The sequence below is a fragment of the Clostridium tunisiense TJ genome, from assembly GCF_000300195.1.
GTDB lineage: Bacteria > Bacillota > Clostridia > Clostridiales > Clostridiaceae > Clostridium_J > Clostridium_J tunisiense.
Genome location: NZ_AMQH01000012.1, coordinates 269,650 through 296,453, shown reverse-complemented (window position 1 = coordinate 296,453; position 26,804 = coordinate 269,650). Strand labels below are relative to the sequence as shown.

Genomic DNA, 26,804 nt, shown 5'->3' with positions numbered 1-26,804 from the left:
TATAAAGGAGGTAAACTATGAAAATCAGTAAAGAACTATTAAAAGGAAGTACTACCACCCTTGTTTTAAGCTTACTTAACAGCAGACCCATGTATGGTTACGAAATTATAAAGGTTATTGATCTTAAATCTAATGGAGTTTTCAGTTTTAAGGAAGGAACCTTGTACCCTATACTTCATGCTCTTGAAGGAGAAGCTATGATTGAGTCCTATTGGAGTGAAAGTGAAGGTTGTAGGAAACGTAAATACTATAAAATTACCGAAAAAGGGAACCTTTATATGAAAGAGAAAAAACAGGAGTGGTCACTATTCTCTGGTGCTGTAGATAAAATTTTATGGGAGGAGGTTTCTCTTGATTATGGAAAATAATAAGGTTAAGGATTATATAAATAAAGTTTGCATGCTTATAAGAAACAAGGATGTCCACTATGATATAAACCTAGAATTACAAGATCATATTGAAACTCTCAAAGAAGATTTCATAAGCTCTGGATTGTCTGAGGAAGAGGCAACTGAAAAGGCAATCTCTCATATGGGGGACCCCAGTTTAATAGGAAAACAGTTAGATATAACTCATAAAGCAAAAATTGGATGGGGTGTTATAATACCTCTACTGTGCTTTTCCCTCTTTGGACTTGTCACCATGTACTTTATCCAAAGCAAAGGAGCTGTGGCTGAAGCTGATTATATTAAAATATTTCAGAAGAACCTTGTATTTTATATCCTAGGAATTGGTTTAATCACAGGATTATACTTCTTTGATTACAGAAGAATTTTGCCTTATTCAAAGCAGATTTACATTGGTACATTGGTAATTTTAATTCTACAGTTATTTTTCAATGTTCCTGTTAATGGCCACTACTATTTTCATATAGGCTTTTTAACCATTGATTTAATGCCCTTTTGTTTATTATTTTTAGTGGTTTCTCTTGCAGGAATATTTGAAGGCTGGGATTGGAATAATCTTTTTGGATTTTTAAAAGCTCTAGGACTAATTATAGTTCCTGTTTTACTCATAACTATAATTCCTGGTTATCTCACACTAACAGCTACTACTACCTACAGTTTTTTATATTTTATTGCTTGTATAACTTTAATGTTTATGTCTAAGGCCAAGATATCCCAAGTACTTTTTTGTATAATATCGCCAGTTTTTAGTGTTTTCACCTATTCTTTATTGGAACCCTATAGATTAAGAAGATTTACAATTTTCTTGGAGCCTGATCGTGATCCACTAGCTAGTGGTTGGATTTATCTTCAACTAAAAAAAGCTGTGGAAAGTGCAGGGGCCTTTGGAAATGGATTTAACATGGAGCCAAAGACCATTCCTGAGCTTCATACCGATTTTGTTTTTACTTATATAGTCTATACCTTTGGATGGATTACCGCCGTGGCTATAATTACACTAATTATAATTTTCCTACTAAAAATAATAAGTGTAGCAAAGGTTACTAAGAATTCTTACGGAAAGCTCATAGTTTCTGGCTTTATAGCAATTTTAACTACGGAGTTTTTACTTAACATTGCAATGAATTTTGGAATTGCTCCTATCATGGGTATTAGTCTTCCTTTTATGAGCTTCGGTGGTTCCCAGTTAGTTATTAATATGACTATAGTTGGGCTAATCTTAAGTGTGTACAGAAGGAAAGATATAACTCACAACATGGCTAAAAAAGAAGCAATTTAACTTATTCTTTTACAAAAGTTAACGCCTGCAATTTTGCAGGCGTTAGTCTTCCTATAGTCTTAACTTAATCCTTAGATTGACACTTAATAAGAAAATTGTGTCGTGATTATATTTCATTATCAAACTCTTATATCACTATTGAATATCATTTAAATACATTAAACACAGTTCCACTTATTGCCAGTATTAATCCTGCAATAACTCCAAATAGAATATCATTTAAGTTTAAATAGTCTCTTAATAAATACCATATAGACATAGCCCCCGCTAGAATAATAAATTTAGTTAATTTTTTTAGATTAAACTTACTTATATATACTTCAATAGGTTTCCCAAATTTACTAAATAGTACAGTAAATATAATGTATGAAAAAACAAGTGCTAAAATATTCATAAATTTCCCCCCTTTAAATTCACATTACCATAATATTCCCAATCGATACATAAATTTTATTTCGAAGAATCTTCTATTTAATTCCCCTATCATAAAAAAAGCTTTTCAGCTCTTCTATATTATTAGTAGGGGCTACAGTAAAAGTCCCAGTTACTGTTAATTATACCTTTTAAAAATGGCCACTAAAACATGTATTTATCCTGAAAACAAGATAGTGAGCAACTTCAAATAAATTATATATTACTAAGGTTTATTTATTAATAGAGTAAGCTCTTCAAAGTATTTTAGATAGCTTATATAAGCTTTATTCATTGGTACAAAAACTATGTTGATGCTACACAGCCTTCATTCACTTACAGTTTTAAATTAATCATAATTCTATTGGTAAGACATAGTTTAAGAATGTTGTGACATAATAAAACCATGTTAAAATCTTTAATTATATCTCATGAAGTATTGCCAATACCATTGTCACAAAGAAAAAAATAATATACTCAATAAAATTATTTTTATTCCGTCATTTTTACTATAATGAACAGAGTGTTTACTTTCCATATGTACCGAAATGTTATATACAAGTAAATTTATAAGAATATAAGGCATTAATTTACTCATATGAATATTTCCTATAAAAAAATATAAAGCTAATATAATTGATGCTATACTGCAAATTAACCTAATTATTAAATATTTACTTTTCAAAATTACACCTCTTTCATATTTAACAAATTACTTATAAATCTCATGAAACTTAATATAGCTTCCTAGCTCCTTGAATATTTTTCTTAGTGGCTGTATCTTTTAGTAAGTATATTAAGCTTTAAAACATTGAAATGCTGTAAATCAGTCGCTTGTTAAGAAGATTGTGAATGAAGTTAATTCAAAGATAATGTTTATTTTCTTGATACAATCATAAAATGTGAACTCATTCCCATGATTTCTTCCTCATTTTCTGTACGCCTTACAATTTTCAACAATCTTTCTCTACTGTTTTTATCTTCCCATTTTTCACTTAAACAAGGTGTGAACCAAATCAGCCCTTCTATTGCATGTTTTTCAATTGTTTCAAACCCTACTGATTCAATCTCTCTTTGTAATCCTAATGGAGTATGAAAGTATGCTTGCGCAATAAAATATGGATATTCTTTTGGTCTTATATGAATACCTGATGATAATTCATTTTCAATCATATCACCAAATATATCATTATCTAAAAAGTTATTATCCTTCCCATAGGTTGACAATGCCCATGTTGTACAACTAAATTTTGATATTCCTACTGAAAATAAAAGACCATTTTTCTTTAAAACTCTTTTTGCCTCATTCAAAACTCGCAATCGGTCATCTATATTTTGTAAATGATACAACGGTCCCATAAGCAAAACTATATCTGCACTTTCATCATCCCTATTAATATTTCTAGCATCACAAACTTCTGCAATGAAAGTATTATTTTCGTTTTGATTTTTAATTGCATGTTCAACCGCCGATGGTGCTAATTCTAAAAGATGTACTTCGTTATTCATCTCTGAAAGCCAAGAAGAATAAATCCCAATGCCTCCGCCAATATCAAAAATTTTATTATTAGTGTTAGTAATATATTTCTTTAATATCTCTTTTGTTCTATATAATTCAACTTTTCCAAGTCCTCTTTCTAATCTCCCTTTTTCAGCACCAGTATTATAAAATTCAAACACTTCATCTATCTTTTCCATAGAGATACCTCCTATATCAAACATTCTATAAATAATCTGAATACACAATAATTTATTAGTTTAGACTAAATAAAATCTTCCATATTTCACAATTAATACTATTCTACCATATAATTACTGTAATATTTTACTTTAAATCCTAACTTTTCTAGTTAAGTTTTAAAAAGATAATTTCCAGTTAAGGCTTGAAATCAGTGGTAAGCTTTAACTGAGAATTATCTACAGATTAGTTGGTTTTAAGTTCTAAGATAGATGAAATAAAAGCCACTGAGAAGAATACTCCAGAGCTTATGGCTCCTTTAATACTTTTCTTAGTAGCTTGAATGTTTTCCACTCATAGATTTAAAATTAAGTTTAAACATCAATAATAAGCATACCTTCTTGTCCAATTTCAAAATAAGATATGAGTCTACCCTCTTTATCTACTGAAAATGCTCCTCCAAAATAATATTCATCAAGATAATTTGCAGCCAAAGTAATCGCATTAGTTTTTTTCATCTGCTCTAGGTATTCTTTAAATACTTCTCTTTCCCATATTTCTTTGATATTCGTCTCTGGATAAAGACATCTTGCAAAAGGGAAAAATAAATACTCAACACTTTCTTCTCTTACTTTACTCACAAGTTCTTCCTCAAATAAATCTCCACATATTAAAAAACAAACTTTGCCAAACTCTGTGTTTATTACCTTGATTTCACATCCTTCTTTATAAATGCTATCTTGACTAGAGTCTCTCCACCCTGAGGTTATTCTTCTATATTTTGATATAATTTCACCATCTCTATCAATATATATAGCTGTATCATATAATTTCACATTTTCTTTCTCCAGGATTCCAATTGCCACGTTTATATTGTAATTTTTAGCAGCATTACATAACTTGGCAATTTCTAAGCTATCCATAGATAATCCTAGTTTTATATCATCTATAGGATTATCCGTTAAGCATAGCCCAGTAATAGCAGCTTCTGGGAATATCACCAAGTCACTATTTTCTTGTGAAGCCTTTTTAATATAATTTAAAATGTCATTAAGGTTTTCCCTCATTGAGCTTTTCATTCTATTTACCACTAGAGCTGCCTTCATTTTACTCCTCCCTAAAAAAAGTTTACTAAGCTCCTTATGTTTTAAAAAAATATAGATGCCTGCCCAAATAAACCATCTAAATCTGACACTTGAACATCTAACATATTTTCATTTTCAGGTAACAATTCATCTGAAACAGAAACCTGAAGAAGATATGCTGTCATACTGCAATCCTTACTATATTCTTCAACTTTGTTTACTTTATATACTTCACTTTCATATCCATTGATTGAAACCTTAATAGAGCTATTTATTATATTAGGACCTATGTCTTTTTCACCCAATTTAAACTTATCAAGGCTCATTGGTCTAAAATATACCATCATTGAAGGGTATGCTCCCTTAACTGTAAAGCAGTGCAAACCATAAATCTCTAACTTATCGATAGCTGCATTGATAGTAATATTATTTTTCAGATTAATATTTTGACACCAAAACTCTAGGAAATTTTCTCCATATTCCTTTACTGCTACCATAAAAGGATAATAGCCATCTTCAGCTTCTAGACTATATTCTCCTTGTTCATTTGTTGTGGCACAGCAAACTTCTTCAAATGTTGAATTTAATAAAGCTACATAACCCCCCTCTAATGTGAATTTATTCTGATGGGTAATAACTCCTTTTATTACGCTCATATATACACCTCTACTAATTTAAATATTAGGATATGGTATTCTAAAAACTGCTTCTATAAATATTCTAATACATCAACAAGTTCAAATAACTGACTTTCCCTTATAAAATTAGAAAGTATCCAAACATGACTCGAACCTAATATCATAACTTGAGGTTTTCTTTTCCCCATTAAATCATCATCTTCAAAATACTTTTAGTAAATTATATTGCTATAGCCTCAAAGTATGAGAAAATAGATTAAGAAGCAACCTATTAAATCAGTAAACTTTAAATTCTGCATTCTATAATTACCAGTTCATTTACAATCATCCTTTTCACAATATACTTAATACTATTTAATAATTGATAACTATACTTCTAGGACATATTCATCTATATGATTTCTATACTCTCCATAACTATTCAGTGATCCACTGCTAATTTTTTTAAATCCAAGTCCTTCATGAAGTCTTTTAGATTCAATGTTTTTATTTGAAATGTTAACAAATATCTTTTCATTAGTAATACCTCTTAAAATGCGTACGCCTTCTATAACAATTGCTTTTCCTACACCTTTTCTTCTTTTGAGAGGTATTACCTCAAGTCCTTCAATGAGCCATTTATTATTACAAAACGGTGTCTTCCAAAACCTTGTAACCCCTATAATATTATTTTCCTCCTTAGCTATTATTGTGAGTTTCTCCCCTGGTATCTTGTCAGAAAACCACTGTTCCCACCACTTTTTACACTCTTCAAAATTCTCTGGCTCTGAATAAGTTAGCAATTGCGATAATTGCTTAATTAGCTGCTTATTTATGTCTTCCTCAGTAATTTTTATAATTGATAATCCACTCTTAATCTTAGCTCTCATAGACTATTCCTCTTTCTTTAACTATTCTAATCCAAATAATAAAATTTAATTTACTGTTGTTCTTTATAAAAGCTTTTATATAGAACCCCTCCTTAAAATATATTTTAAAAGTTATAATTGTTCTTCTTATTGAAATGTAAAATTAATTTTGAGTATTTATTAGTAATTAATTCTTTATCTATTCTATACTTAATACTTTTACTGTTGTATTCCTCTATAGAAAATCCTACCTTATCCAGAATACCTTGCATTCTTGTATTTAATTTACTTGTATAAGTATAAATGTTATTTAAATTTTCACCTTCTACTTTCATTAAGAAATAGCATATCAACCGTGCTACTGTAAACCCATCCTCTTGATATTTAGGATTAATAATTAAGTCTTCTATACATATGGAATTATTTTCATAGTGTAAGCTATATGCTAAATAGCCCTTTAAAATATTATCATTACTCATCAAGATGTACTTTGTACCACTTTTTAACCTTAACTTAAAGTTTTCATACCACAAATTAAAATCTTCATCCTTTGAAGTATCAGACGGAATTATAGTAGTCATAGCTGTATAAGTTAGTTCAAAGATTTCATTTATAACCTTACCATCAGGCATTTTCTCACTAGCTATGCTTACTTCTTTAGGGTATTCATCAAATAACAGCATTAAAAACCTCCTACATCTCTTTTTAAAGTTGACCTTAAACTTATATTAATAATATGTTTCTTTAAATTTTTAATGCTAGCTATCAAAAGTTTTATTTTATATGCTTTACTCAATTTAAAGCAAGGCAATTAAAATCTAAGACTTCACCGTAATGAAAGCTTTAGCTGTTAATTGCCTACTTATTAGTTGGGATAAAATTTCAGGACACATAAAAATAAACCACTGAGAAAACGCCTCTAGAGCTTGTAGCTCCTTGATGTTTTCTTAGTGGCTTTATCTTTTAGTAAGTATACTAAGTTTTAAAACATTCAAATACTGTAATTAAGTTACTTCTTAAGAAGACTCTGAACTACTTTGTCAATGTTAACTCATATAAATTACACTCATGTACCCTTTTGAATGCTTTTTTAATAGTATCTTTATCTTTACCTATGTAGTGCGCAAAACTACTACATATAAATAATTTATTAATTTTAGATTGTGTAATTATATCGCATTCATCACCTTCAGCATAAACATGGAGGTAAGATTCCTTCCAGCTAAATCCTCTATTTTTATACCAATGATTTACCCATTTATCATCTCTTGTCCATGCTTCAAGTTTCTTTATACCTTTGTTTTTCAGTCTATTTATTGCTTCATTTAACAACAAGGTTGCAACGCCTAAGTTTCTAAATTCGGGTAAAACTGCTATATGCCATATAACTCCACCTAATTCATTTGAACTATAACAAACTGTTCCTTTTTCAATCTCATATTCTACATCTATTAAACCTATAATTTTATCATCAATCTCTGCCACTAACTCAACAGAAGGATTTTTGTAGTGTTCTTTTTCACGCAGTACATTATCGAAATATGCACTATCTAAAAAGGATAGCACTCTACACCTTACCCATTGAGAATTATCAGTATCTATAAATTCTCTTATTTTCACTTAAATCCCCCCAAATACTTTGCTTCGCCTTGATTTACTCCTATACCACAATTCAAGAAAATTTTTATTAACTATTGACATCCGATAGCCCATTATATATTTTTTCTATGGTGGTCATTTGTTTTTCACAATAAGGACATATAGGTATAGACCCACTTGAATTTATAAATTGTTAGTCCTATTTATAATTTTAAATCTTTATAGTATTCCTCTAATTGTGGTGGTAATGGAAAGCTTTTTATATGTTTAAAACTTATAATCTTAGGATTATCTCCTGCTATTTTTATTGTTATTTCATCAAGACCAACTGTATTGTGTGCTCCCAAAAATGGTTCAACTTGAAGTTTAATTAGAAAATTAAAAGTACGATACTCTGATCTTTCTATTTCTAAAAATTCTATAGATGACAAGTCATATAAAAGAAGCATGCCATATTGTTTAGAAATTTCCTCTGTAATGTATGGTTGTATAAGTGTTACAATAATATCTTTATATAATTCTTCAACCGATCCTTCTGCTGGGATATATTTATAAGGAATCCCTTGTTTTACATCATTAGTTGGTTTTAAAGTAAGTGCTTTAACACTTGTAGAAACCCATGATATAGAAATTACTATACATAAAATTATAAATACCTTCTTCATCCTGCTTCACTTCTTTCTATAATTATCCTTAATAGTATTTAACATTACCTTTCTTTATATTAACTACTAAGCTATTTTTACAATGAAGGTTATTTGGAGTTTCCTAGAAAGAAAGCACCTAAAATGTAGCAATATATATAATTTGATTTTACATGATGTACTTATACTAAGAAATTTGCACAGGTCAATTTGACGGGTGCAAAAATGGCGCTGAGCTTAAACTGAAAATTTTGCGTTAGTCAATTTGTCCAATGCAAAATTAGCTTATAAATTTAATGTTTAGGCTATGTTTTAAAACAGTGTTGAAGTAATATGTAAATTTAAAGGGTGAATTAATATTAACCCTTTAAGTCGCTTTTTTAGAACTATGAGTATTATAGTGTCATGTAATGTAAAATTAATTCTACTTTCTTATGTATGTTTTGTAGCCCTCTCTTTACCAACATCAATACAGTAAAAATAATCTTTGTCATTTGCAATTTTCCATTGCTTTAAATAATCACATTTTACTTCAATAAAAGTAGCAACTTTAAAATGAGCAAAACGTTCAAAATATCCTTTATGCTTATTCCTAAATATTTTACTAACTTCAATATTTTTATCTTCCATTGGACTTCCAATTATCTTTGCTTTACCTTCTATTTGCATGTTTTCTACACATAGTGATACATTTTCATTTTTTTCAATCTGCTTGCATTTATTCGAACGTTTTCCTGTTAATAAATAGAGAACAAACCCATCGCTTACAAAGCACATAGTTCGTGAAGTCACCTTATTATTTGAGCAAGTTGACAATACTATATTATTTTGATTATTTAGATACTGAATAAATTCAATTTTAGTATTATCATAGTCTATTTCAATCATTGTTATCTACCTCTTTCCTTTTAGTCCATAATTTTTATGATAATTCACACTTAATTACTATAGTTTGACTTTAGATTAAACTCTTATATAACTCTAGTAATTCAATTTTACCATAAAATTACTGTAATAATATACCTTAACCTTTTCATTACTCACTTAAAATTAAATCAAAGCTAACTTCCAACGAACTCTTAACACCGTGTAAACTTTAGCTAGGAATGCCTACCTATTAGTGGGGTTTAAACTTTAAGACATATAAAAATAAGCCACTGAGAAAGTTACTCCAGAGCTTTATAACTCCTTGAGTACTTTTCTTAGTAGCTTTATCTTTTCGCAAGTATATTAAGCTTTATATTCGGCTATGTTAGATAATATCAAACAAACCTAATATTAAAATGATTGAAACAATTACTGGGATAGAATATCCTATAATTATACATATTACATAAGGCAGACGCCTTTTTCTTTCCACCTCCGATATCATATATGGGAGACGTTTTATTCTTTCCATCTCCGATATATCACAATTTGACTTGCTGAACTCTTTATCAATTTTTTTTAATCTTATTTTTCCGATAATAACAAACCCCATACCTAAAAGATAACTTATAGTCAGAATTGTATAAAAGCTGTCCATTACTTCCCCCCTCGTATAATAGAAATTCCATAAACTACTATTTAGTCACAATTTTTTACAATGTTGTCCTAACCCTTACCCCTAATTACACCCACTTACAAAAATTATGATTACTTCTTTGTAACAAGTTATCGTAACTATGTTAATCATATAGTTTATAGGTATATCAATCAAAATGATTTCCATCTAATAGCTGTACCTTGATGAACCTAATCCTGGACTTTTAAATTTTTTCCTTCAGCAAACCTATTAATTATTCCTTCAGGTGGTCCCATATACGTCCATGAATCCATAACCCTTGGAACAGCAAATTCAGCATCATCAACCTTTAAAATACCTAGTTCAGTTTTTTTACCATCCACAACAATGACATAGGGTATTCCAATTATCCCCTTCTTGTACTCTATTCCTGAAAGCTCATTACGATCAGCATCTTTTTCCTTCTTAAAATCCCTTTGCTTAACAAGAAAATTATTATCACCTTTTTTTACTACACATATATCGTAAATAGTGTAATTATAGAATAACTCAGGTGATTTACTATCAATTTTATATTCTTCTCCCTTGTATTCAAATTTTAAAACTCCATCCCGTTTATCACTATATATTAATGCATCTTCTAAGCCAGTCCCATTAACTATTATAAAATTCTTTTTTGTCTTTAACGTATTATTATCCATAGCTTCAATATCGCTGGATCCTAAAATCGGTTTATCCATAAGGGTAATTTTATCAAGATTTAACTCATTCCAATGCTCATATACAGAGCTGTAAGCATCCCATAATTTTGGGAGAAATACCTCTATCTTTTTATCCTTATTTATTGTAACTTCTGAAGAATTAGGGGAATTACCTACACTTGAATTACATCCCCATAAAATGAGCACTGCTGATAATAGACAAATAAATATAACCCATTTTCTCATTTTGCTCCTCCAATAATTTAAATTTTGTTATTAATCGAAATTCTACAAGTTCGGCCTTAAATAAACTCTTCTACAGCTCCTCTTTAATACTATTTTACCATATAATTACTGTGATAATATACCTGTAACTTCTCATCATTTTCATAAAAATTAAATCAAAGACAATTTACAGCTAAGACTTAAAGTTGGTGAAAGCTATAGCTAGGAATTGTCTACCTATTAGTTGAGTTTAAGTTTTAAGAAACACAAAAATAAGCCACTAAGAAAAAGTGTCCTAGCGCTTAAGATGCTTGGATATCTTTTTCTTAGTGGCTGCTTAAATTTTCTCATTAGTCAAGTTTATATACAGCACCCATTACATTAATAGGATGCCATTAAGTGTATATTAAAAAAACAAGGAAAAGTTAAAACCAAATACTCCAACTCTTGAAATTGGAAATTTATTAACACATTTGTATACTTAAATGATATCTCAGTGCATCTTCAGTAGGGTTATCATAATATCCCTTAAAAGTTTCTACATTTCTGAAATCAAAATCACTAAATACTTTTTGCATTGGATAGTTTGTAACTCTTGTCTCTCCTCTAAAATCCTTCATTCCTTCTTTTTTCATCTCATTTATCATTGTTTCAAATAATTTATGAGCTAATTTTTGTCCTCTAAAAGAACTTTTAGTTCCTATATTAGTAATTTTAACGTAATTTTTTTCTTTTCCCCAGTTGTATATCATTAAGTATGCAATTAATTCAGTATTTTGTTTTACTAAATAAATAATATTATGTTCTAAATCCCCTAAAATTGTTTGCCATAATTCATTATCCCAGCTATTTACTCCAAAACACTCTTTATCTAACTCTAATAATTCATTTTTATCCTTTAAATTAAACTTAACTATCTCCATAAATTATTCCCCCTTCAAATTGCTGTTTCTCTTGGGTTCTTTCCAGAGATAGTTGAATTTCAAGAATTCTCTAAGGAAAGAACGGTGTTTCTTAATGTCTCAAATTTACATCTTCCATACATTATTCTTTTGATAACTTTAATCTTATTAACCTTGCCTTCAGCTAATCCATTACTATATTCATAAATAATGGAATTTTCAACTCCTTCAATGTCATTTTCAATTCCATTAATAAAACTATTAATATCTAAAATATTAAGAAGCTTTACTTCTTTTATCCAATTATTTAGAGTTTCTGGATTTTTGCTAAATAAAGCTTCTTTAAATTTTTGAAAAATTGTATAAATGCTAGATAAAACTGGATATTCATCTATTACTCTATTCAGTATTCCAGGTGATAGTTCTTTAACCTTATTTATAGGCTTGTACAAGAGTTTTATAAGATTTTTACGCTCAATGAATTTATAATTATCATTTTCTGATTCATGTGTTTCTTGTATTAGTCGTCTTTTTCTTGTGGTATACATGCGAATAGCAGAGGCTGAGCCAGTATATCAGGTGGCCCTTAAAGACTCTTCAATATTTTTAAAATAAAGTTTTAGTGATAATACTTTTGCAGTAATCTGTTAAATTCTTTAATAGATAAAATCTATCACTTATTTGAATAACTTTTGGGTGCGCTTGTCTTATAGCTGCAACATATGTCTGAGAGCCATCTCTAGATACTATTTCTAAATTAGGGTATGATCTTAAAAAGGGGTCAGTTTTACTTGACAATCTACATCTATGCCATGGATTAACTCTCACGATATGATAATATAGAGGCCTTAAGTAGTCCAGATATAACCTAGGGATACTGCCAGCTAATCCAATAACTGTTACTATATTTGTAACAGCTAGCAAAAATTGACCCGCTGCTAAAGATATTTTAGCAGAAAGAACACTGGCCATTATTGTATACTTTAAGCTGACCGTGATCCAATAAAATCCTTTCACTATACGTAGATACATAAGTATTACATCAATGGTTGTAAGCGCATAGTATACATGTTTATACCAAGGAAGATATCCTGTCGAATCTTCCATATTAATAGGATTTTTCAAGCAATAAACAAATAAATTACCACACCTAATTGTCCTTGTATCATCTTTAAAATCCCTACAGCATCAGCATTGGTAAATCTACCCCACTCAGGATTATAATATCTTGAATTCAAGTAGTACAATCCAGTCTCAGTATTATACCTATACCATCGGTAGTTACATGGATTCTTTATTCTTACGCTATCCTACAAAGCTCCATCTATGGATATTAGCTTATCCCAAGAATAATAGATATATGAAACTACATCTTAGCCTGCACTATTAAATAGTCCAATAACATCCCTTTGGCATTTATTATATAGTAGTATTCTGCACCATTTAAGCTCATAGTTAACAACTTATTTGAATTATCGTAAGTGTAGTATCCCAGCAGTAATACTCTCATAGGTTATTTTATTGATTACCAAATGATAATTAGTTGTAACACTCTCGACTGTTTTTAGTGTCCTTACACCGCTGTCATTATGCTTGTATATTATTGATTTTTTTTAACTACAATTGCACTAACTAACAAGGCAGCAACAAATGTAATAATACTCTTAAAACCAATAGGTTTGCCTACTAGATAATCAATACTTACCCATACAGCAAAAAGAATTATTACAAAAAGAGCATATTTTATTAATTGTTTAAATGTGATTTTCATAATTAGTATAAACTCTCCTTTACACATAAACTAATTATTGAATATAAAAATTAATCTAACAAGCCGTTACGATCTCTATCTAGCCAGTTATCAAAAATCCAGCCTCCCGGATTAAGTATATTATTCAACATATCTACGAGTTTTATAGCGCCAGAAACTATTGCAACTTGAGTTGTTGCTTTAAGTGATGATTTCTTTAATTGACGACGCAACTCATATGAAAGATATTCCTTTGCTGCTGCTCTACCTTGTTGCGCTACTCTTTTTTTCAACGCTTTAATAATTCCTCCACCGACAACACCTCCAAATATAACGCCGAGCGCAAAGTTAATGACCCCTGAAACAAAATCCCTCGACCTTAAATAGTTCCGGGTATCATTCCACCAAGCATACCCCTCAGGGTCACTACCCATCACAGGATTATTAAAGCAGTACGCAAACATATTCGCTCCGTGTAATTGCCCCTGCATTAGTTTAAGGATTTGTGCATCATCCGCATTAACAAACCTCCCCCACTCCGGATTATAATACCTACTCTGCAAATAATACAACCCAGTCTCGGTATCATATCTATATCCTCTATATCTATACGGGTTCTTATTACCTACATGCTCAGAATTATTTGTTACATCGATACCATTTTGGTCCTTAATGTTTATAAGTTTACCCCATGAATCATAAACATATGATGCAACTTTATTTCCTGTTCCATCAAATAATCTTATAATATCCTCTTGATTGTTTCGAATATAATAGTATTCTTGACCTTTATAATTCATACTTATAAGTTTATCTTCACTGTCGTAAGTGTAGTAAATACCCTCATTTCCTTTTAACTCATAGGTTACTTTGTCTCCATCCAAATGGAACTTAGTAATTACACCATTTACACTTTTTTCGGTTCTGATACCACTATCATTATATTTATAGGATATATTTAATCCAGATTTTGAAAGTGCTTTTAGTTGTCTTCCTTCTTCCCAGATAAAGTTATATCCATCATAAGTAAGTGGATTTCCTATTGAATCATAAGAAATATTTTTTCCATCAAATGAAGTAAGTTTATCTTTCCAATTAGTATCACTATAACTATATACAAAATTTTTAAGAGGACTTATTGGCGATGTTGAAGTATAAGCATATTCGATTTTATTAATTAGATTTCCTCCACCATCATAACTATAGGTTATAGTTTTATTTAGTACTTGGTTGTCCTCTCTAATTAGCTGATTTAATTCATCATAATAATATTTAATTTTCTTATCACCACAAATTACAGTATCTATATTATTGTTTTTATCATAGGTGTATTCAATGGCCTCACCATTATTAATAACCTTTGATATTTTATCAGTAGTAACTCCATTTACACCTTGCGTATATTCAAAATTTGTGTTAAAAGTTGTACTTCCAGTATTAACAACATTTCTTAATTTTCTACCTAGAATATCGTATTCATAAGATACAGCATTAGTGGAGTTCCTATTGTATGTTACATTACTAGGTTTATTATCATTATTAAACTTATAATTTGTTTCAAAAGTTTGACCATTTACTACTTCAGTAATTTTTTTATCTCCACTACTTGTAATATAGCTGTAGATAGTAGAATTCCCTAACGAATCGTTTTTCTTTATAGGTCTATTTGATAAATCATAGGTATATTTATACTTTATACCACTTTCTATATCCTGAAGCAATGCAATATTTCCATAGGAATCATATTCATATTTAAATTTCTCAACCCCATTGTATTTCCTTGATGTAATCCTATCAACAATATCATAACTATAGGATACCTTGTTCCCATTTCCATAAGTGGATTCTAAAATTCTACCTGTATTACTATCGAATATATTGTTAATAATATTCTGGTTTCCCACTGATATTGAGGTATTATTCCCGAAAGGATCATATCCAAAGTTGTAATTAAAATTATTATGACTTATAGTTTTTAGCCTATCATTTTCATACCCATAGGAATTTGTGATTATCTTATTTCCTACTGTTTTGTTTACAGAAATAAGTTTATCCATATTATCATAACTATAGTTTTCAACCTCATTTTTAGCATTAATAACAGTGTCTAAAACACCCTTAATTTCATTGTAATTATAGGTTGTAGTATTTCCTGAGCTATCTGTACTTGTCTTGATATAGTTACCATTTGTAGTATAAGTGCTTGAGTCTAAAGTGAATAATGTATCATTTCCAACTTTTGTTGTTAGCATATTACCATAACTATCATAAGTGAAAGAACTAACAACATTTTCTGTCGATTGTACACTTAATAAATTATGATTTGCATCGTAATTTGCAGATATTGAAACACCATTTTCAGTTACCTTTGTCAAGTCATTATTTGTATATTCATATTGAGTAGCTTGATTTGTAACATCAACAACATTAGTTAAATTACCATTTGTATCATAAGCATATTTAGTTCCAAAGTCTTCTTTATATAATTGAATTCCATCAAAATATGCTGTATTTTCGTTTGATGAGTAGTTTAAAGTAACATCAACAGAGGTAAAATCTTTTTCCGCTGTCATCATATCAGATGCATATTGCCATTCATTGTAATCTTTATTGAAATTTACATATTTAAATCCATAAGTACCATCAATATAACGCATTCCAATACTAAGATGAAATTGAGCACTTGGACTGCTTACCGGTTTTCCCTTTGCCCATCCTCCTACAACAAACTTCTCTCCAACTTTTCCACTTACATTTATAGTTTGTGTAAGTTGCTTACCAGTCGCATAGTTTCCATTCATTCTAAAATTATTTTGACTTAAGGCTTGTGGAGATTGTCCACTTAAGGATATAATTTTATCATTTGCATCACATTGCATTTTCTTAACCCAATAGTTAGGTGTTAAAGAACCATAGTTAAAATCACAATTTTCAACCAAGTTATATCTATTTGAAACTAAACCTTCTTCTAATTGTAGATTATCAAAATATGCAGTACCAGTTGCCCCTTGAAATTCTGCTAAAACTGAAACTGTGCTAGATAATGCATCAGAAGGTAATGTAAAATTCGTCTCATATCTATCCCAAGCATTATTTCCTGACACAAATTTTGTTCTAGCAATTTTATTTAATCCATTTAAATCTTTATAAGTAACACATAATGATGCGCCACCATTATTTAAAGTTGTTAGGTTTACATCCTTTGTTTTTATATAACCAGACAAGGTATAGGATTTCCCCTTAATTAGTGATACCTGTTGGCTAAATTCACGTCTATTTTGGGCATTTGTTTCTATTATCTTAAGAGACTTGGTTCCATAATACTTATCATCTGTTGCAAAGGTATTGGAACCTGAAGATATTAACGTGCCATTATTGATTGTCCAACTGTCACCAGTTTCAATACTATGATTTAGAATATGGTTTACAATAGTTTTATTCGCTGTAGAGCTTAAAGTAACTGCATTACTGTCTGTTGAACTATTATATTGGTAGTATTGTGCTTTTCCTTCCTCATCAATTACACAAGTAGTGTTGCCACTCATATTAAATTGATATATTGTTTTTCTTTTAATAGCATCAGTAAAAATAGTAGTATTATAACCATATGTCATGTTTAATTGTTTTCCTATAGTGCTACCATTTGACACATTTACACTAGCTATGTGAGTACCATATCCGATACTATAAGTGTATGACAATTTGAGACCATCATAGTTTTGGGCAGTTAATAAATTATGTGATGTATCATAGGTATAAGTTGATTGTTTGCCATCAGAATAAGTTATATTTTTTAGTAGTCCATTAGTATATTGAAAGCTTGTCCTTCTTCCACTTGGGTCAACAATTCCTAATAGGTTTCCTGAAGCATCAGTATCAAATGTTACAGTTCTTCCCGCACCATCTTTAATTGACTTTAAAATATTTCCATTATATGTTAGGTAAGATTTATTTCCGTTATTATCAGCAATTTCTGATAAGTAACCTGTTGATGTAAACACTAACTTATTATTATTTTTATTAATTACATATGTCCCATCACTATTAACTGTGAATTTAATACTCGGATTTGTAGCACAATTATATACTCCATTATTATTTTTAATGTAATGATTTGTACCATCTTCATCTGTATAAATATATGAGTAATTATTTGATGAACCTACAGTTACCCTTTGATTTAGATTCAAACGCCAACCTATTCCATAACCGATATTAGTTTTGATATTTGCATTATATATGTGTTTAATATCTACTGGTAATCTATTTCCATTCATCATTAGATCATCATGAACAAACACAAGATTCCCCGTGTAATCATTAGTGTATCCTGTCCCAGCTCTGCTCAATTCTTGAGAATGATATGTCCAGTAACTTTCTAATCCAGAATTATTAATATACTCTAGTGTAATATAAGGATTTGCTCCTGAAAGATCTTCTGGCGCAATAAAACTACAAAGAGTTCCACTACTTTCTATCTCTATGCCATTGTAATTCTTATTATTATACCAATCTTTTGCTAAAACTGTAATATCTATAGGCACAGGTTCTTGCCCAAATGTCGATAATCCAAGATTATCAATTAGTAATGCATTATCTTGCGATAGTGAACTTTTGTGTATTGTTGATGAACCTATAGAATCTGTTTGTACTCCATCATCGCCCTTAAAAAAACCATTGGCATAGCTAGCAATTGTAGTTGTATCATACTGAGGTATTGCAGTTGTGTCCCAATTCCAAGTACTAGTTACATTCCTTACATTTAGATGGAATGCAAAACTTTTAACTGGTTCAGGCAATGGAATTGCTCCAAAACCTAATTTAATTGGATTTGCTGTTGGAGTCAGTATCAACTCAGTCTTAGTTACTATATCACTAGATGACAATGTTGGTAATGGTAATTTAATAAATGCTTTTTTAGTATAGTATGCCTTTGGATCATAACCTACCGTTATAGGAGATGCACTAACAAGTTTATTATCTTGAGTAGTATTAGAAGCAAATCCGCCCATAATAGTATATTGTGGTGCTATAATATATGGATCTATTACAATTGGATAAACCCTATCTTTTGAATTTAACCAGTTTTCATCAGGTAATAATGATAAAAAATAATTATCTTTTTCCTTTTCTAGTTTAATATTAACATTTTTACTAATAGCTCCTTTTGAATCATACATAAATGGAGCTTCCATTTGGAAAATTGTCTGAGATGGTTGGTTTTCATTGAAAAAAACAATACTATTATCAGCCTCAACTTTTAAGTTTACATTCTTTAAATTCAATAAAAATTTAATATCTGGAATATTTGTCTTCTTATTTATAATTATATTTTCCTTTAAACTTTGTCCCTTAAGAATGTATTGTAAATCTACGTTTGGAAAAATATCATTATACTTCATTGAGGATTGATTTTTAGTTATCATTTTAGCTTTTTCATTCTCTTCAAGTATCTTTCTTAAGTTCTGTTTATCTTTATTTTCTAGTTTCTCAAATTCTTTTTTACTTTTAAATATGGTGTCTACTGTTTTATTTATCTCATTTTTTACTTTTTGTGAATCAATAGGTTCAATGGATGCATTCGTTACATTTCCACCAACTAAACTCCATCCTATTTCGTGATTCTTTTGTTTTATTGTTACTAAATTGCCTTCTAATTTTTTTGATAGTTTTATCATTAAATCGTTTTGTGAATTTGCTATTATATCTCCATTTTCAATTAGAGTATTGTCAATATCTTTCCACTTTCCATCTTCTAAATAATGAACAGGTTGTGAATAGACAACAGCTTCATAAGTCCCATTTTCTTTTAAAAAGTGCTTAACATTACTTTCACGTTTCTCTTCTACCTCTCCTAAAATCTTTCTAATCGAGGAAGTATTTTCTTTTTCATTCTTATCTTCTGTTGATATTTTGTTAGTTTTACTATTTATACCTTGTGCTAACACTTGCATAGGCATGAAAGTTGTCAATATTGTTACTAACAAAAAACACGCAATTAATCTGTAGATTTTCCTCATAATATCTCTCCTTTTACATATTTTGTTACTATTTAAGTATACATAAATTTCTTTGGCGACGTAACGATAATTTAGTAACAATTTCTTCATTATTTCGATACATAAATTTAACTTTTTATTACTAATATTAATAATACTTAATATATATCAAAACTCACAATTTTTATCACTATTTGCAATTGACAAACTATACCATTGTTTCTTAAGTAAAAATATTAGATCAAATTTAAAATTACATTCATAATAAAAAAGGTAGCGTTTGAATGAACTAGGCCCTATTTTTTAGACAATGAAATAAAAGAGCCTTCTATGATAGAATATCTAATATAGGCGGTTTTTGTTATGGATGAAAAAAAGGAATGAAAACTTATTCCTTAGAGATAAGAATAAAAGCGTTAAAATATTCCTCGAATAAGGTGTAATTAAAACACAAATATTATACAAGTTAGGTATTCAGAATGATACTCAATTAGAAGGCTGGTTTAGATCATATAGAAAGTATAGGTATGAAGGAGACTTAAGTCTAAAGCTAAAGGTAGACCAAAGAAAAAACATCAAGAGCATGCGTATCAAACACTCGAAGAAGGCATCAAGCAATTAGAAATGGATAATGAGCTATTAAAATCTTTTCTAACAGAGAGAAAAATAGTGTTAGTAAATTTTATGGACACAAGTTTAAATAGCAAGTTAATATAAAGTTGTTGACAGGAAGTGTCCGTATGAGGAGTAGAGGTAAGAGATATATAAATGATTTTAAGAAAATGTTAATGGAGGTATATAACTCAGGCAAGCCAGTGATTGAGTTATGTAGCGAATATGGTGTAACAAGCGCAACATTATATAAATTGACGGTTGTAGCTCTCTATAGCATTGGTGGTATAAATTATTCTTCTTATTTCTCCAGGATACTTGAAAAATGTTGATAGATCTTCCCAATTATTTCTCCATGAGGCTATTGAAATAGCATACTTATCTCCCCATCTGGACTCTAGGTTATCTAACTCAAACAATGCACACTCTTCATTTGGTGAGGTATAAACTAATTTTAAATCTTTACAAAATTCCTTTTTGTCTTTATAAGGTATATATTTTATTGAGTTTCGTATTTGGTGAACAATACAGCGTTGAGTTTCTGTATATGGGAAAATAGCTTTTATAGCATCTTTAAAGCCTGTTAATCCATCCATGGCAGCTATTAGTATGTCTTTTACACCTCTGTTCTTTAAATCTGTTAATACACTTAGCCAATATTTTGCACTTTCATTTTCACCAACCCAAATACCTAAGATTTCCTTATTACCGCTCAAGTTTATCCCTAAAATTATATATGCCGCCTTATTAATTACCTTACCATCAGTTCTAACTTTATAATGGATTGCATCTAGAAAAATTATAGGATAAACATGCTCAAGTGGCCTACTTTGCCATTCTTGTGTTAAAGGTATTATCTTATCTGTTATTTTAGAAATTAATGTATGCGAAGCATTTATGTCATAGATTTCTTCCAGATGGGAGCTTATATCTCTAGTAGTCATTCCTTTTGCGTACATTGCTAATACTTTATCTTCTATGCCTGATACATCAGTTTGATACTTTTTAACAACCTTCGGTTCAAATCTCCATATCTATCTCTTGGCACAGCTATTTCTAGCTCTCCTAAATCTGAAATCACTCGTTTAGATGAATTTCCATTTCTACTGTTTTTTGTTTCTTTATTTTTGTAATCATACTTTGAATAACCCAAATGGTCATCAAGCTCCGCTTCAAGCATCTCTTGCAGAGTGATTGTGAAGACCTCTTTCAAAGCATTTTGAATCTCTTTTGTTGTAGTTAAGTCGTTTTCCTTAATAAATTCTCTTAATAACTCTTTTCTTAAAACCATAAAAGTCTGTGTCCTCCTTTGGATAACTATTTTAATTATAGCCATCTGAAGGTTTAAACAGACTTATTTACACACTCTGTATTTATCCTGAATACAAGATAGTCAACAACCTCATATAAATTATATATTACTAAGATTTATTCATTAAGAGAGTAAACTCTTCACAGTATTTTAGATAGCTTATATAAGCTTTATTCATTGGTATAAATACTATATTGATGCTACATAACCTTCATAGTTTTATAATATTAAATTAATCATAATTCTATGGGTAATACATACTTTAAGAAAAACATTAATTAACTTCTATTTTTGAGTATAGTTTTATTTGTCCACATTGAGGGCAAATCTCAACATAAATTTTGTTTTCTAATTTTTCAAAGCCCTTTTGTTGTTTAGCTATTTTTAACCCTCCATGAAGATTATCATTTATAATAGTAAAGCCTTGTTCCATTAATACATTACAGTTCTCACACTTATTCATATCCTCTTCCCCTTCCATTTCTAGCAATTAATTTGCTTCGCATAAAATACAATGTTGTCTTAACCCTTAACCCCAATTATATCCAATTACAAAAATTATGGTAATTTCTTTGTAACGAATTAATATAAACTATGTTAATCATCTATTTTATAGGTATATCCACCAAAATGATTTCCATTTAATAGCTGTGCTTTGATGAACCTAATCTTGGACTTTTAAATTTTTTCCTTCAGCAAACCTATTAATTATTCCTTCTGGTATTCCCATATACGTCCATAAATCCATAACCCTTGGGACTGCAAATTCAGCATCATCAACCTTTAAAATACCTAGTTCAGTTTTTTTACCATCCACAACAATGACATATCGAATGTTCTGACAGAGTATTGTCCTGATATCGGATCAAATACATACTCATAACACTTTTCATTATATTCTATCCTAATCACATAGTCATATTTGACAAAGTAATTTGTATGCACTTGTTTTTTTTGTTTATATGACTGATTAACCTCAATTGTATTTGTTATCCTTGATTTAGCATCTTTTATTACAATCTCACGAGCATCTTTTAGTGTATATTGAGGTCGAGATAAAAATATAGTTATTATAATCGCAGCTCCAGTAAATATTAATATCAATGGTGCATAATTAATTATTTTACTTGGTTTATATTTCTTGCTAAATACTTTCATTGCTACAGAAACTATCAAAAAAGTTAAAGAAGTTGCTGTATAGCTAAAAGTCCCTCCATAAACACGATATATAATAAAACTTGAGAATAAAATTAATACTGCTAAATCAATAATTCCATCGAAATCAAACTTGTTAGCATATTCCTTCATAATGTTTTTAAATGTTGCTTTTTTCATAACTCTTACCTCAAATTCATAAAAGAAGACCTCCAAAACTATTGCTCGTTGGTGTCTTAGTTTTTAAAATATTTAATCTCGTATTATATAGCATATATTAAATAATATTTTGCCTTCATCTAATAATTTTAAGTATTCCGTGAAAGATATTGTTCCACAAACTATTTCTTTATTATTGCTTTGATAATTTGCCAATATCATTATTGTTTTTGTTTGGGAGGTGTTAATTAAATTTCTAACTATTTTCTCAAAATCTTCTCGATATTCTCTCCTTATAATTAGAGGTGTTAAATCATATTTCACATCCTCATCCTTTATCCAATACGGCATCTCAATATCTCTTTCATCTTTCTCAAAATCAGAATCGCAAATGGTGTAAGCATTAAATAAACCATCACTTTCTTTTACCATAGAATACAATGCACCATCAGTACCCATCATGAAAGGCCAAATCTCTCTATATCTACAGAACTCATCTTCAATTTCATTCTTAAGTTGTATTGAAGATTGAAAATCTGTATGATATAATCGCTCTTGCTTAATGACTAATAATTTTAAATCATATGACATATTATCCCTCCTACTTTGATATAAATGATTGAATACCCCATTCAGTTTTATGTTGTAGCTATTATAAATCTGCTATTTATACACTATTTCCATTGTCAAATCATTATAATAAACTATACTTTCTACGTAAAATGTAAAATATAACCTATTTGTTTAATACAATTGTACAAATTATATTTAGCGTATCCTTTATGTGAAACTGCATAAAATCAGTAATTCTTACTCTTAAAAAAGAATAACTCATATGGAATATATGAATATTTCCATTCAAATAATCCATTTGATTCCACTAAATATTGCTTTATTTTATCACATACACCGTAAATACATATATCAATATTGGTATATTTGCCATAAAAAACTACCTTTCTACTTGTCCACTCTGTAGGTGAATTCATTTTCTTAATCAAATTATGTCCCTCGATTTTTTTTATTACAAGAGTCTTTCCTGTAATTCCACACTTACCTTGCTGCCTATAAATAACGATATTTTGTTGTCATTATATTCCAAGATTTCACCTACGGCAGGATTAATTAATCCCATACTTTGGCGTTAGTATAATTTTGCACATAAATTACTTTTCACCTATAATCTGTAGTTTTAATTTACATACTCAAAGAGTGAACTTGACACTATTCCTCATTAGTTGACTTTTTTCTTCTTTTGTATTTACTAATCACCTTATTAAATAAATCAAACTTTATGAACACAATCCCAATAAAATATGCTATCATTAATAACACTATCAGTACTGTACTAAAAGAATTAGATAATAAAGAAAAATTAGTTAACATTGCTACTATAAATAAAAGAAGAATACATATTACTGAAATAGTTTTATACATAATTTTCATCTCCTAAACTCACAGTTTATACTATAATTACTTTTAGAGTAATTTTTAATCATCTGTACCACTATTTATTTTAGCAATTGCTCTTTACTAGTATAATTATCTCTACTTCATTTTTTTATATCCTCATCTGGTAGACGCTTTGGCAGTATTCCTTTTGGCCTAGCAACCGTATTCTCATCTAACCATGTAATTTCTGGATCCCATGCCATTAGCACTCCCTGTACTTGCGCTAATTGTGAAACCGCTATATATTTTACCGCAGTGCAAAACACTTCAGTAAGTAATTTATCTATACTTTTTTCAGAGAAGTTATTATACATTTCCTCTGTCTCTTCACGCATAGTGTACACAGGTCTAAATCCATTTCTATCACTCATTCTAACAGGATTATTTTTTGTATAAGCAAACATATTATGTCCAAGAAGTTCTTCAGTTTGTCCTATAATACCATCAGCATTAATAAATCTTCCCCACTCTGGATTATAGTATCTACTCTGCAAATAATACAATCCAGTCTCGGTATCATACCTATATCCTCTATATCTATAAGGATTCTTATATCCTACATGGGTTGTATTGTTTGTTATATTCGCACCAGTAGCATCCTTTATAGATATTAACTTACCCCATGAGTCATAGGTGTAAGATACCACTTGAGTTCCTGCCTTATCTATTAATTCAATTATATCACCTTGGGCATTTCTTACATAGAAGTATTCTGTAGGAGTTACCAAGTAGTTCCAGAAAATTTTGTGCTTATATTCATAGACACGAGCTTACCAGCACTGTCATAAGTATAATATACATTATCTGTACTATTTGTTTCAAAGTCTACTTTATCTCCACAGGACTTTCCATTTGTCATTGTATCTATTCTCAATAATTCATAAAAAATCTTTAGACATTAAGTCAACCCCACCAGTAAAGTGGGCAATAAATTATCTTTAACTTATTTGTTCACCAGCAATACCTTCTTGTAATTGATTTTTTATATATGTTTCTGTCACCCTTCTATTTCTACCTAATGTGTCTATAAAATTATACTAACACCACTATTTTTCTAGTAAACTTTATAAACATTATAACCATCTCTATTCAATGCTTTAGTTATTTCTTCTATATGTTCACTGCCATTTGTTTCTACAGTAATTTCTAACACTACATGCTTTAATCTATCTATAGCTTTGAATTGGTCTTGCTGTAGCCTTATTACGTTAGCACCTAGTGTTGCTAATATTTCAGATATTTTTAACAGTTGCCCTGGAGTATCCTGAAGTTTTAATGAAAAACAAAAAATCCTTCCTCTTAATAGAAGTCCACGATTTAACATGGATGCCATCGTGACAACATCTATATTTCCACCACTTACTAAAGCTACAACTTTTTTACCCTTTAATTTTAACTTTTTCAAGGCTGATACAGTGAGTGCTCCAGTTGCTTCCACAACCAGCTTATGCTTCTCCAGTAAAATAAATACTGCCTCCATAAGTTCAAAGTCATTTACCGTTATTATTTCATCTACATATCTCTTTATTATTGCAAATGCTATTTGGCCTGGATTCTTAACTGCGCCTCCATCTGCTATGGTATCAACCTCAAGGAGATTAATCAACTTACCTTCATCTAAAGATATTTTCATGGCCTTTGCTCCTTCAGGTTCAACTCCTATTACCTTGATGTTTGGATTAACAGACTTCGCTGCAACAGCAATTCCACTTATTAGTCCTCCACCGCCAATTGGTACTAAAATAGCATCTGTATCTTTAAGTTCTTCAAGTATTTCAAGTGCTATGGTCCCTTGTCCTGCCATTATTTCCACATCATCAAAAGGATGGATGAATATATACCCTTTTTCTTTCTCAAGCCTTTTTGCCTCTTCATAGGCCTCATCGTAGCATTCTCCTTTAAGAATCACATTTGTAACGTATTGCCTTGTGGCTTGAACTTTTATAAGAGGTGTTGTTCTCGGCATAACTATAGTTGATTTAATATCAAGCTTATTTGCAGAATATGCAACACCTTGTGCATGATTTCCAGCAGAAGAAGCAATAAGTCCTCTTTTTTTCTGTTCATCAGTTAATTTGCTTATCTTATTTAAGGCTCCTCTAATCTTAAAGGCTCCAGTAAGCTGGAGGTTTTCTGGCTTTATATAAACCTCATTTCCACATTCCTTACTAAAGTCTGAACTGTAGATTAGTTTTGTGTTTACACATATATCTCTGATTCTTTCTCTAGCTTCTAATATATCGTCCAAGGTTAGTGCTCTTAAGTACATTTTATCCTCCTTACATATTTTTCTTCATCGTTTTCTATAGGAACCAGAGTTAAAACTTAACTTATACATTAGTCCTACCCTGATTCCCTTAAGGGTTCATGAAGATGAATAAGTTAAAATTCTATGATTGAACCCTATTGAGAAACCACTTCAACACTAAAAGTATTTTTATTAA

28 protein-coding genes and 1 pseudogene are annotated in these 26,804 nt (G+C 29.8%); 2 read left to right on the top strand and 27 right to left on the bottom strand.

Annotated features, from left to right (window positions below; all coding sequences use genetic code 11):
- Positions 1-17: 17 nt before the first annotated feature.
- Both C661_RS0113185 and C661_RS22795 read left to right on the top strand, forming a co-directional pair.
- The gene (locus C661_RS0113185) at positions 18-368 is read left to right on the top strand and encodes a PadR family transcriptional regulator (protein WP_017415801.1); all 351 of its coding nucleotides are present in this window, start codon (positions 18-20) and stop codon (positions 366-368) included.
- Positions 358-1,686 (top strand): FtsW/RodA/SpoVE family cell cycle protein, encoded by a 1,329-nt coding sequence (locus tag C661_RS22795; protein WP_157785692.1) that lies wholly within the window; start codon positions 358-360, stop codon positions 1,684-1,686. Before C661_RS0113185 ends, C661_RS22795 begins: the two co-directional genes overlap by 11 nt.
- Before the next feature lie 145 nt (positions 1,687-1,831).
- On the opposite strand, the gene C661_RS0113175 is transcribed toward C661_RS22795, so the two are convergent.
- From C661_RS0113175 to ilvA, 27 genes and pseudogenes are all read right to left on the bottom strand, one after another.
- Complete coding sequence (locus C661_RS0113175; RefSeq protein ID WP_017415799.1) at positions 1,832-2,080, bottom strand: hypothetical protein; 249 nt, start codon at positions 2,078-2,080, stop codon at positions 1,832-1,834.
- An 893-nt stretch (positions 2,081-2,973) separates the two neighbouring features.
- Entirely contained in the window at positions 2,974-3,795 is an 822-nt protein-coding gene (locus C661_RS0113165) for a class I SAM-dependent methyltransferase (protein WP_017415797.1), read from the bottom strand.
- 354 nt (positions 3,796-4,149) lie between these two features.
- Positions 4,150-4,881, bottom strand: coding sequence for a carbon-nitrogen hydrolase family protein (locus C661_RS0113160; protein WP_017415796.1), 732 nt, complete (start codon positions 4,879-4,881; stop codon positions 4,150-4,152).
- Positions 4,882-4,922: 41 nt separating this feature from the next.
- A complete protein-coding gene (locus tag C661_RS0113155; RefSeq protein WP_017415795.1) occupies positions 4,923-5,516 on the bottom strand; it encodes a hypothetical protein in 594 nt (197 codons plus the stop codon).
- A 53-nt stretch (positions 5,517-5,569) separates the two neighbouring features.
- A complete protein-coding gene (locus tag C661_RS24265) occupies positions 5,570-5,686 on the bottom strand; it encodes a DUF5694 domain-containing protein (protein WP_017415794.1) in 117 nt (38 codons plus the stop codon).
- 180 nt (positions 5,687-5,866) lie between these two features.
- Positions 5,867-6,367 (bottom strand): GNAT family N-acetyltransferase, encoded by a 501-nt coding sequence (locus C661_RS0113145; RefSeq protein WP_017415793.1) that lies wholly within the window; start codon positions 6,365-6,367, stop codon positions 5,867-5,869.
- A 104-nt stretch (positions 6,368-6,471) separates the two neighbouring features.
- A complete protein-coding gene (locus C661_RS0113140; protein ID WP_017415792.1) occupies positions 6,472-7,029 on the bottom strand; it encodes a hypothetical protein in 558 nt (185 codons plus the stop codon).
- A gap of 349 nt (positions 7,030-7,378) precedes the next feature.
- Positions 7,379-7,966 carry a GNAT family N-acetyltransferase gene (locus C661_RS0113135; RefSeq protein ID WP_017415791.1) on the bottom strand — a complete coding sequence of 196 codons (588 nt, stop codon included), beginning with the start codon at positions 7,964-7,966 and terminating at the stop codon, positions 7,379-7,381.
- A gap of 182 nt (positions 7,967-8,148) precedes the next feature.
- The gene (locus tag C661_RS0113130; RefSeq protein WP_017415790.1) at positions 8,149-8,610 is read right to left on the bottom strand and encodes a DUF3888 domain-containing protein; all 462 of its coding nucleotides are present in this window, start codon (positions 8,608-8,610) and stop codon (positions 8,149-8,151) included.
- 411 nt (positions 8,611-9,021) lie between these two features.
- Positions 9,022-9,477: a pyridoxamine 5'-phosphate oxidase family protein gene (locus C661_RS0113125; RefSeq protein ID WP_017415789.1), complete on the bottom strand. Its 456-nt coding sequence runs from the start codon at positions 9,475-9,477 to the stop codon at positions 9,022-9,024.
- Positions 9,478-9,841: 364 nt separating this feature from the next.
- On the bottom strand, positions 9,842-10,114 hold the full coding sequence (locus tag C661_RS0113120; RefSeq protein ID WP_017415788.1) for a hypothetical protein: 273 nt from the start codon (positions 10,112-10,114) through the stop codon (positions 9,842-9,844).
- A 209-nt stretch (positions 10,115-10,323) separates the two neighbouring features.
- Positions 10,324-11,040, bottom strand: coding sequence for a hypothetical protein (locus C661_RS0113115; RefSeq protein ID WP_017415787.1), 717 nt, complete (start codon positions 11,038-11,040; stop codon positions 10,324-10,326).
- A gap of 443 nt (positions 11,041-11,483) precedes the next feature.
- A complete protein-coding gene (locus C661_RS0113110) occupies positions 11,484-11,942 on the bottom strand; it encodes a GNAT family N-acetyltransferase (protein ID WP_017415786.1) in 459 nt (152 codons plus the stop codon).
- 59 nt (positions 11,943-12,001) lie between these two features.
- Complete coding sequence (locus tag C661_RS23150; protein ID WP_017415785.1) at positions 12,002-12,469, bottom strand: transposase; 468 nt, start codon at positions 12,467-12,469, stop codon at positions 12,002-12,004.
- A 58-nt stretch (positions 12,470-12,527) separates the two neighbouring features.
- Positions 12,528-13,028, bottom strand: a complete 501-nt coding sequence (locus tag C661_RS23385; RefSeq protein ID WP_157785691.1) for a hypothetical protein — start codon at positions 13,026-13,028, stop codon at positions 12,528-12,530.
- Between the two features lie 14 nt (positions 13,029-13,042).
- Positions 13,043-13,219, bottom strand: coding sequence for an RHS repeat-associated core domain-containing protein (locus C661_RS24260; RefSeq protein ID WP_439328877.1), 177 nt, complete (start codon positions 13,217-13,219; stop codon positions 13,043-13,045).
- Positions 13,220-13,521: 302 nt separating this feature from the next.
- Entirely contained in the window at positions 13,522-13,692 is a 171-nt protein-coding gene (locus C661_RS23690; protein ID WP_017415782.1) for a hypothetical protein, read from the bottom strand.
- Between the two features lie 50 nt (positions 13,693-13,742).
- Positions 13,743-19,691, bottom strand: coding sequence for an RHS repeat-associated core domain-containing protein (locus C661_RS24255; protein ID WP_017415781.1), 5,949 nt, complete (start codon positions 19,689-19,691; stop codon positions 13,743-13,745).
- An 845-nt stretch (positions 19,692-20,536) separates the two neighbouring features.
- Positions 20,537-21,573 (bottom strand): annotated as a pseudogene (locus tag C661_RS21885) (IS256 family transposase); the annotation flags it as partial.
- A gap of 295 nt (positions 21,574-21,868) precedes the next feature.
- Positions 21,869-22,057, bottom strand: coding sequence for a hypothetical protein (locus C661_RS0113075; protein WP_017415779.1), 189 nt, complete (start codon positions 22,055-22,057; stop codon positions 21,869-21,871).
- Positions 22,058-22,258: 201 nt separating this feature from the next.
- Positions 22,259-22,411, bottom strand: coding sequence for a hypothetical protein (locus tag C661_RS23685; protein WP_157785690.1), 153 nt, complete (start codon positions 22,409-22,411; stop codon positions 22,259-22,261).
- On the bottom strand, positions 22,387-22,929 hold the full coding sequence (locus tag C661_RS0113070; RefSeq protein ID WP_017415778.1) for a hypothetical protein: 543 nt from the start codon (positions 22,927-22,929) through the stop codon (positions 22,387-22,389). The genes C661_RS23685 and C661_RS0113070 overlap by 25 nt, the downstream gene beginning before the upstream one ends.
- 72 nt (positions 22,930-23,001) lie before the next feature.
- The gene (locus C661_RS0113065; protein WP_017415777.1) at positions 23,002-23,499 is read right to left on the bottom strand and encodes a hypothetical protein; all 498 of its coding nucleotides are present in this window, start codon (positions 23,497-23,499) and stop codon (positions 23,002-23,004) included.
- A 633-nt stretch (positions 23,500-24,132) separates the two neighbouring features.
- Positions 24,133-24,345, bottom strand: a complete 213-nt coding sequence (locus C661_RS0113055; protein WP_017415775.1) for a hypothetical protein — start codon at positions 24,343-24,345, stop codon at positions 24,133-24,135.
- A 116-nt stretch (positions 24,346-24,461) separates the two neighbouring features.
- Complete coding sequence (locus tag C661_RS23135) at positions 24,462-25,088, bottom strand: RHS repeat-associated core domain-containing protein (protein WP_017415774.1); 627 nt, start codon at positions 25,086-25,088, stop codon at positions 24,462-24,464.
- Positions 25,082-25,234 (bottom strand): hypothetical protein, encoded by a 153-nt coding sequence (locus C661_RS23990; RefSeq protein WP_192812667.1) that lies wholly within the window; start codon positions 25,232-25,234, stop codon positions 25,082-25,084. Before C661_RS23990 ends, C661_RS23135 begins: the two co-directional genes overlap by 7 nt.
- Before the next feature lie 180 nt (positions 25,235-25,414).
- Positions 25,415-26,629: a threonine ammonia-lyase gene (ilvA, locus tag C661_RS0113040; RefSeq protein WP_017415772.1), complete on the bottom strand. Its 1,215-nt coding sequence runs from the start codon at positions 26,627-26,629 to the stop codon at positions 25,415-25,417.
- Between the last annotated feature and the right edge of the window lie 175 nt (positions 26,630-26,804).

Bases quoted from the DNA above. Each gene is read 5' to 3' on its own strand.
- C661_RS0113185 (WP_017415801.1), top strand. From the start codon at position 18: ATGAAAATCAGTAAAGAACTATTAAAAGGAAGTACTACCACCCTTGTT.
- C661_RS22795 (WP_157785692.1), top strand. From the start codon at position 358: ATGGAAAATAATAAGGTTAAGGATTATATAAATAAAGTTTGCATGCTT.
- C661_RS0113175 (WP_017415799.1), bottom strand. From the start codon at position 2,080: ATGAATATTTTAGCACTTGTTTTTTCATACATTATATTTACTGTACTA.
- C661_RS0113165 (WP_017415797.1), bottom strand. From the start codon at position 3,795: ATGGAAAAGATAGATGAAGTGTTTGAATTTTATAATACTGGTGCTGAA.
- C661_RS0113160 (WP_017415796.1), bottom strand. From the start codon at position 4,881: ATGAAGGCAGCTCTAGTGGTAAATAGAATGAAAAGCTCAATGAGGGAA.
- C661_RS0113155 (WP_017415795.1), bottom strand. From the start codon at position 5,516: ATGAGCGTAATAAAAGGAGTTATTACCCATCAGAATAAATTCACATTA.
- C661_RS24265 (WP_017415794.1), bottom strand. From the start codon at position 5,686: ATGGGGAAAAGAAAACCTCAAGTTATGATATTAGGTTCGAGTCATGTT.
- C661_RS0113145 (WP_017415793.1), bottom strand. From the start codon at position 6,367: ATGAGAGCTAAGATTAAGAGTGGATTATCAATTATAAAAATTACTGAG.
- C661_RS0113140 (WP_017415792.1), bottom strand. From the start codon at position 7,029: ATGCTGTTATTTGATGAATACCCTAAAGAAGTAAGCATAGCTAGTGAG.
- C661_RS0113130 (WP_017415790.1), bottom strand. From the start codon at position 8,610: ATGAAGAAGGTATTTATAATTTTATGTATAGTAATTTCTATATCATGG.
- C661_RS0113125 (WP_017415789.1), bottom strand. From the start codon at position 9,477: ATGATTGAAATAGACTATGATAATACTAAAATTGAATTTATTCAGTAT.
- C661_RS0113120 (WP_017415788.1), bottom strand. From the start codon at position 10,114: ATGGACAGCTTTTATACAATTCTGACTATAAGTTATCTTTTAGGTATG.
- C661_RS0113115 (WP_017415787.1), bottom strand. From the start codon at position 11,040: ATGAGAAAATGGGTTATATTTATTTGTCTATTATCAGCAGTGCTCATT.
- C661_RS0113110 (WP_017415786.1), bottom strand. From the start codon at position 11,942: ATGGAGATAGTTAAGTTTAATTTAAAGGATAAAAATGAATTATTAGAG.
- C661_RS23150 (WP_017415785.1), bottom strand. From the start codon at position 12,469: ATGTATACCACAAGAAAAAGACGACTAATACAAGAAACACATGAATCA.
- C661_RS23385 (WP_157785691.1), bottom strand. From the start codon at position 13,028: ATGGAAGATTCGACAGGATATCTTCCTTGGTATAAACATGTATACTAT.
- C661_RS23690 (WP_017415782.1), bottom strand. From the start codon at position 13,692: ATGAAAATCACATTTAAACAATTAATAAAATATGCTCTTTTTGTAATA.
- C661_RS24255 (WP_017415781.1), bottom strand. From the start codon at position 19,691: ATGAGGAAAATCTACAGATTAATTGCGTGTTTTTTGTTAGTAACAATA.
- C661_RS0113075 (WP_017415779.1), bottom strand. From the start codon at position 22,057: ATGAATAAGTGTGAGAACTGTAATGTATTAATGGAACAAGGCTTTACT.
- C661_RS0113070 (WP_017415778.1), bottom strand. From the start codon at position 22,929: ATGAAAAAAGCAACATTTAAAAACATTATGAAGGAATATGCTAACAAG.
- C661_RS0113065 (WP_017415777.1), bottom strand. From the start codon at position 23,499: ATGTCATATGATTTAAAATTATTAGTCATTAAGCAAGAGCGATTATAT.
- C661_RS0113055 (WP_017415775.1), bottom strand. From the start codon at position 24,345: ATGTATAAAACTATTTCAGTAATATGTATTCTTCTTTTATTTATAGTA.
- ilvA (WP_017415772.1), bottom strand. From the start codon at position 26,629: ATGTACTTAAGAGCACTAACCTTGGACGATATATTAGAAGCTAGAGAA.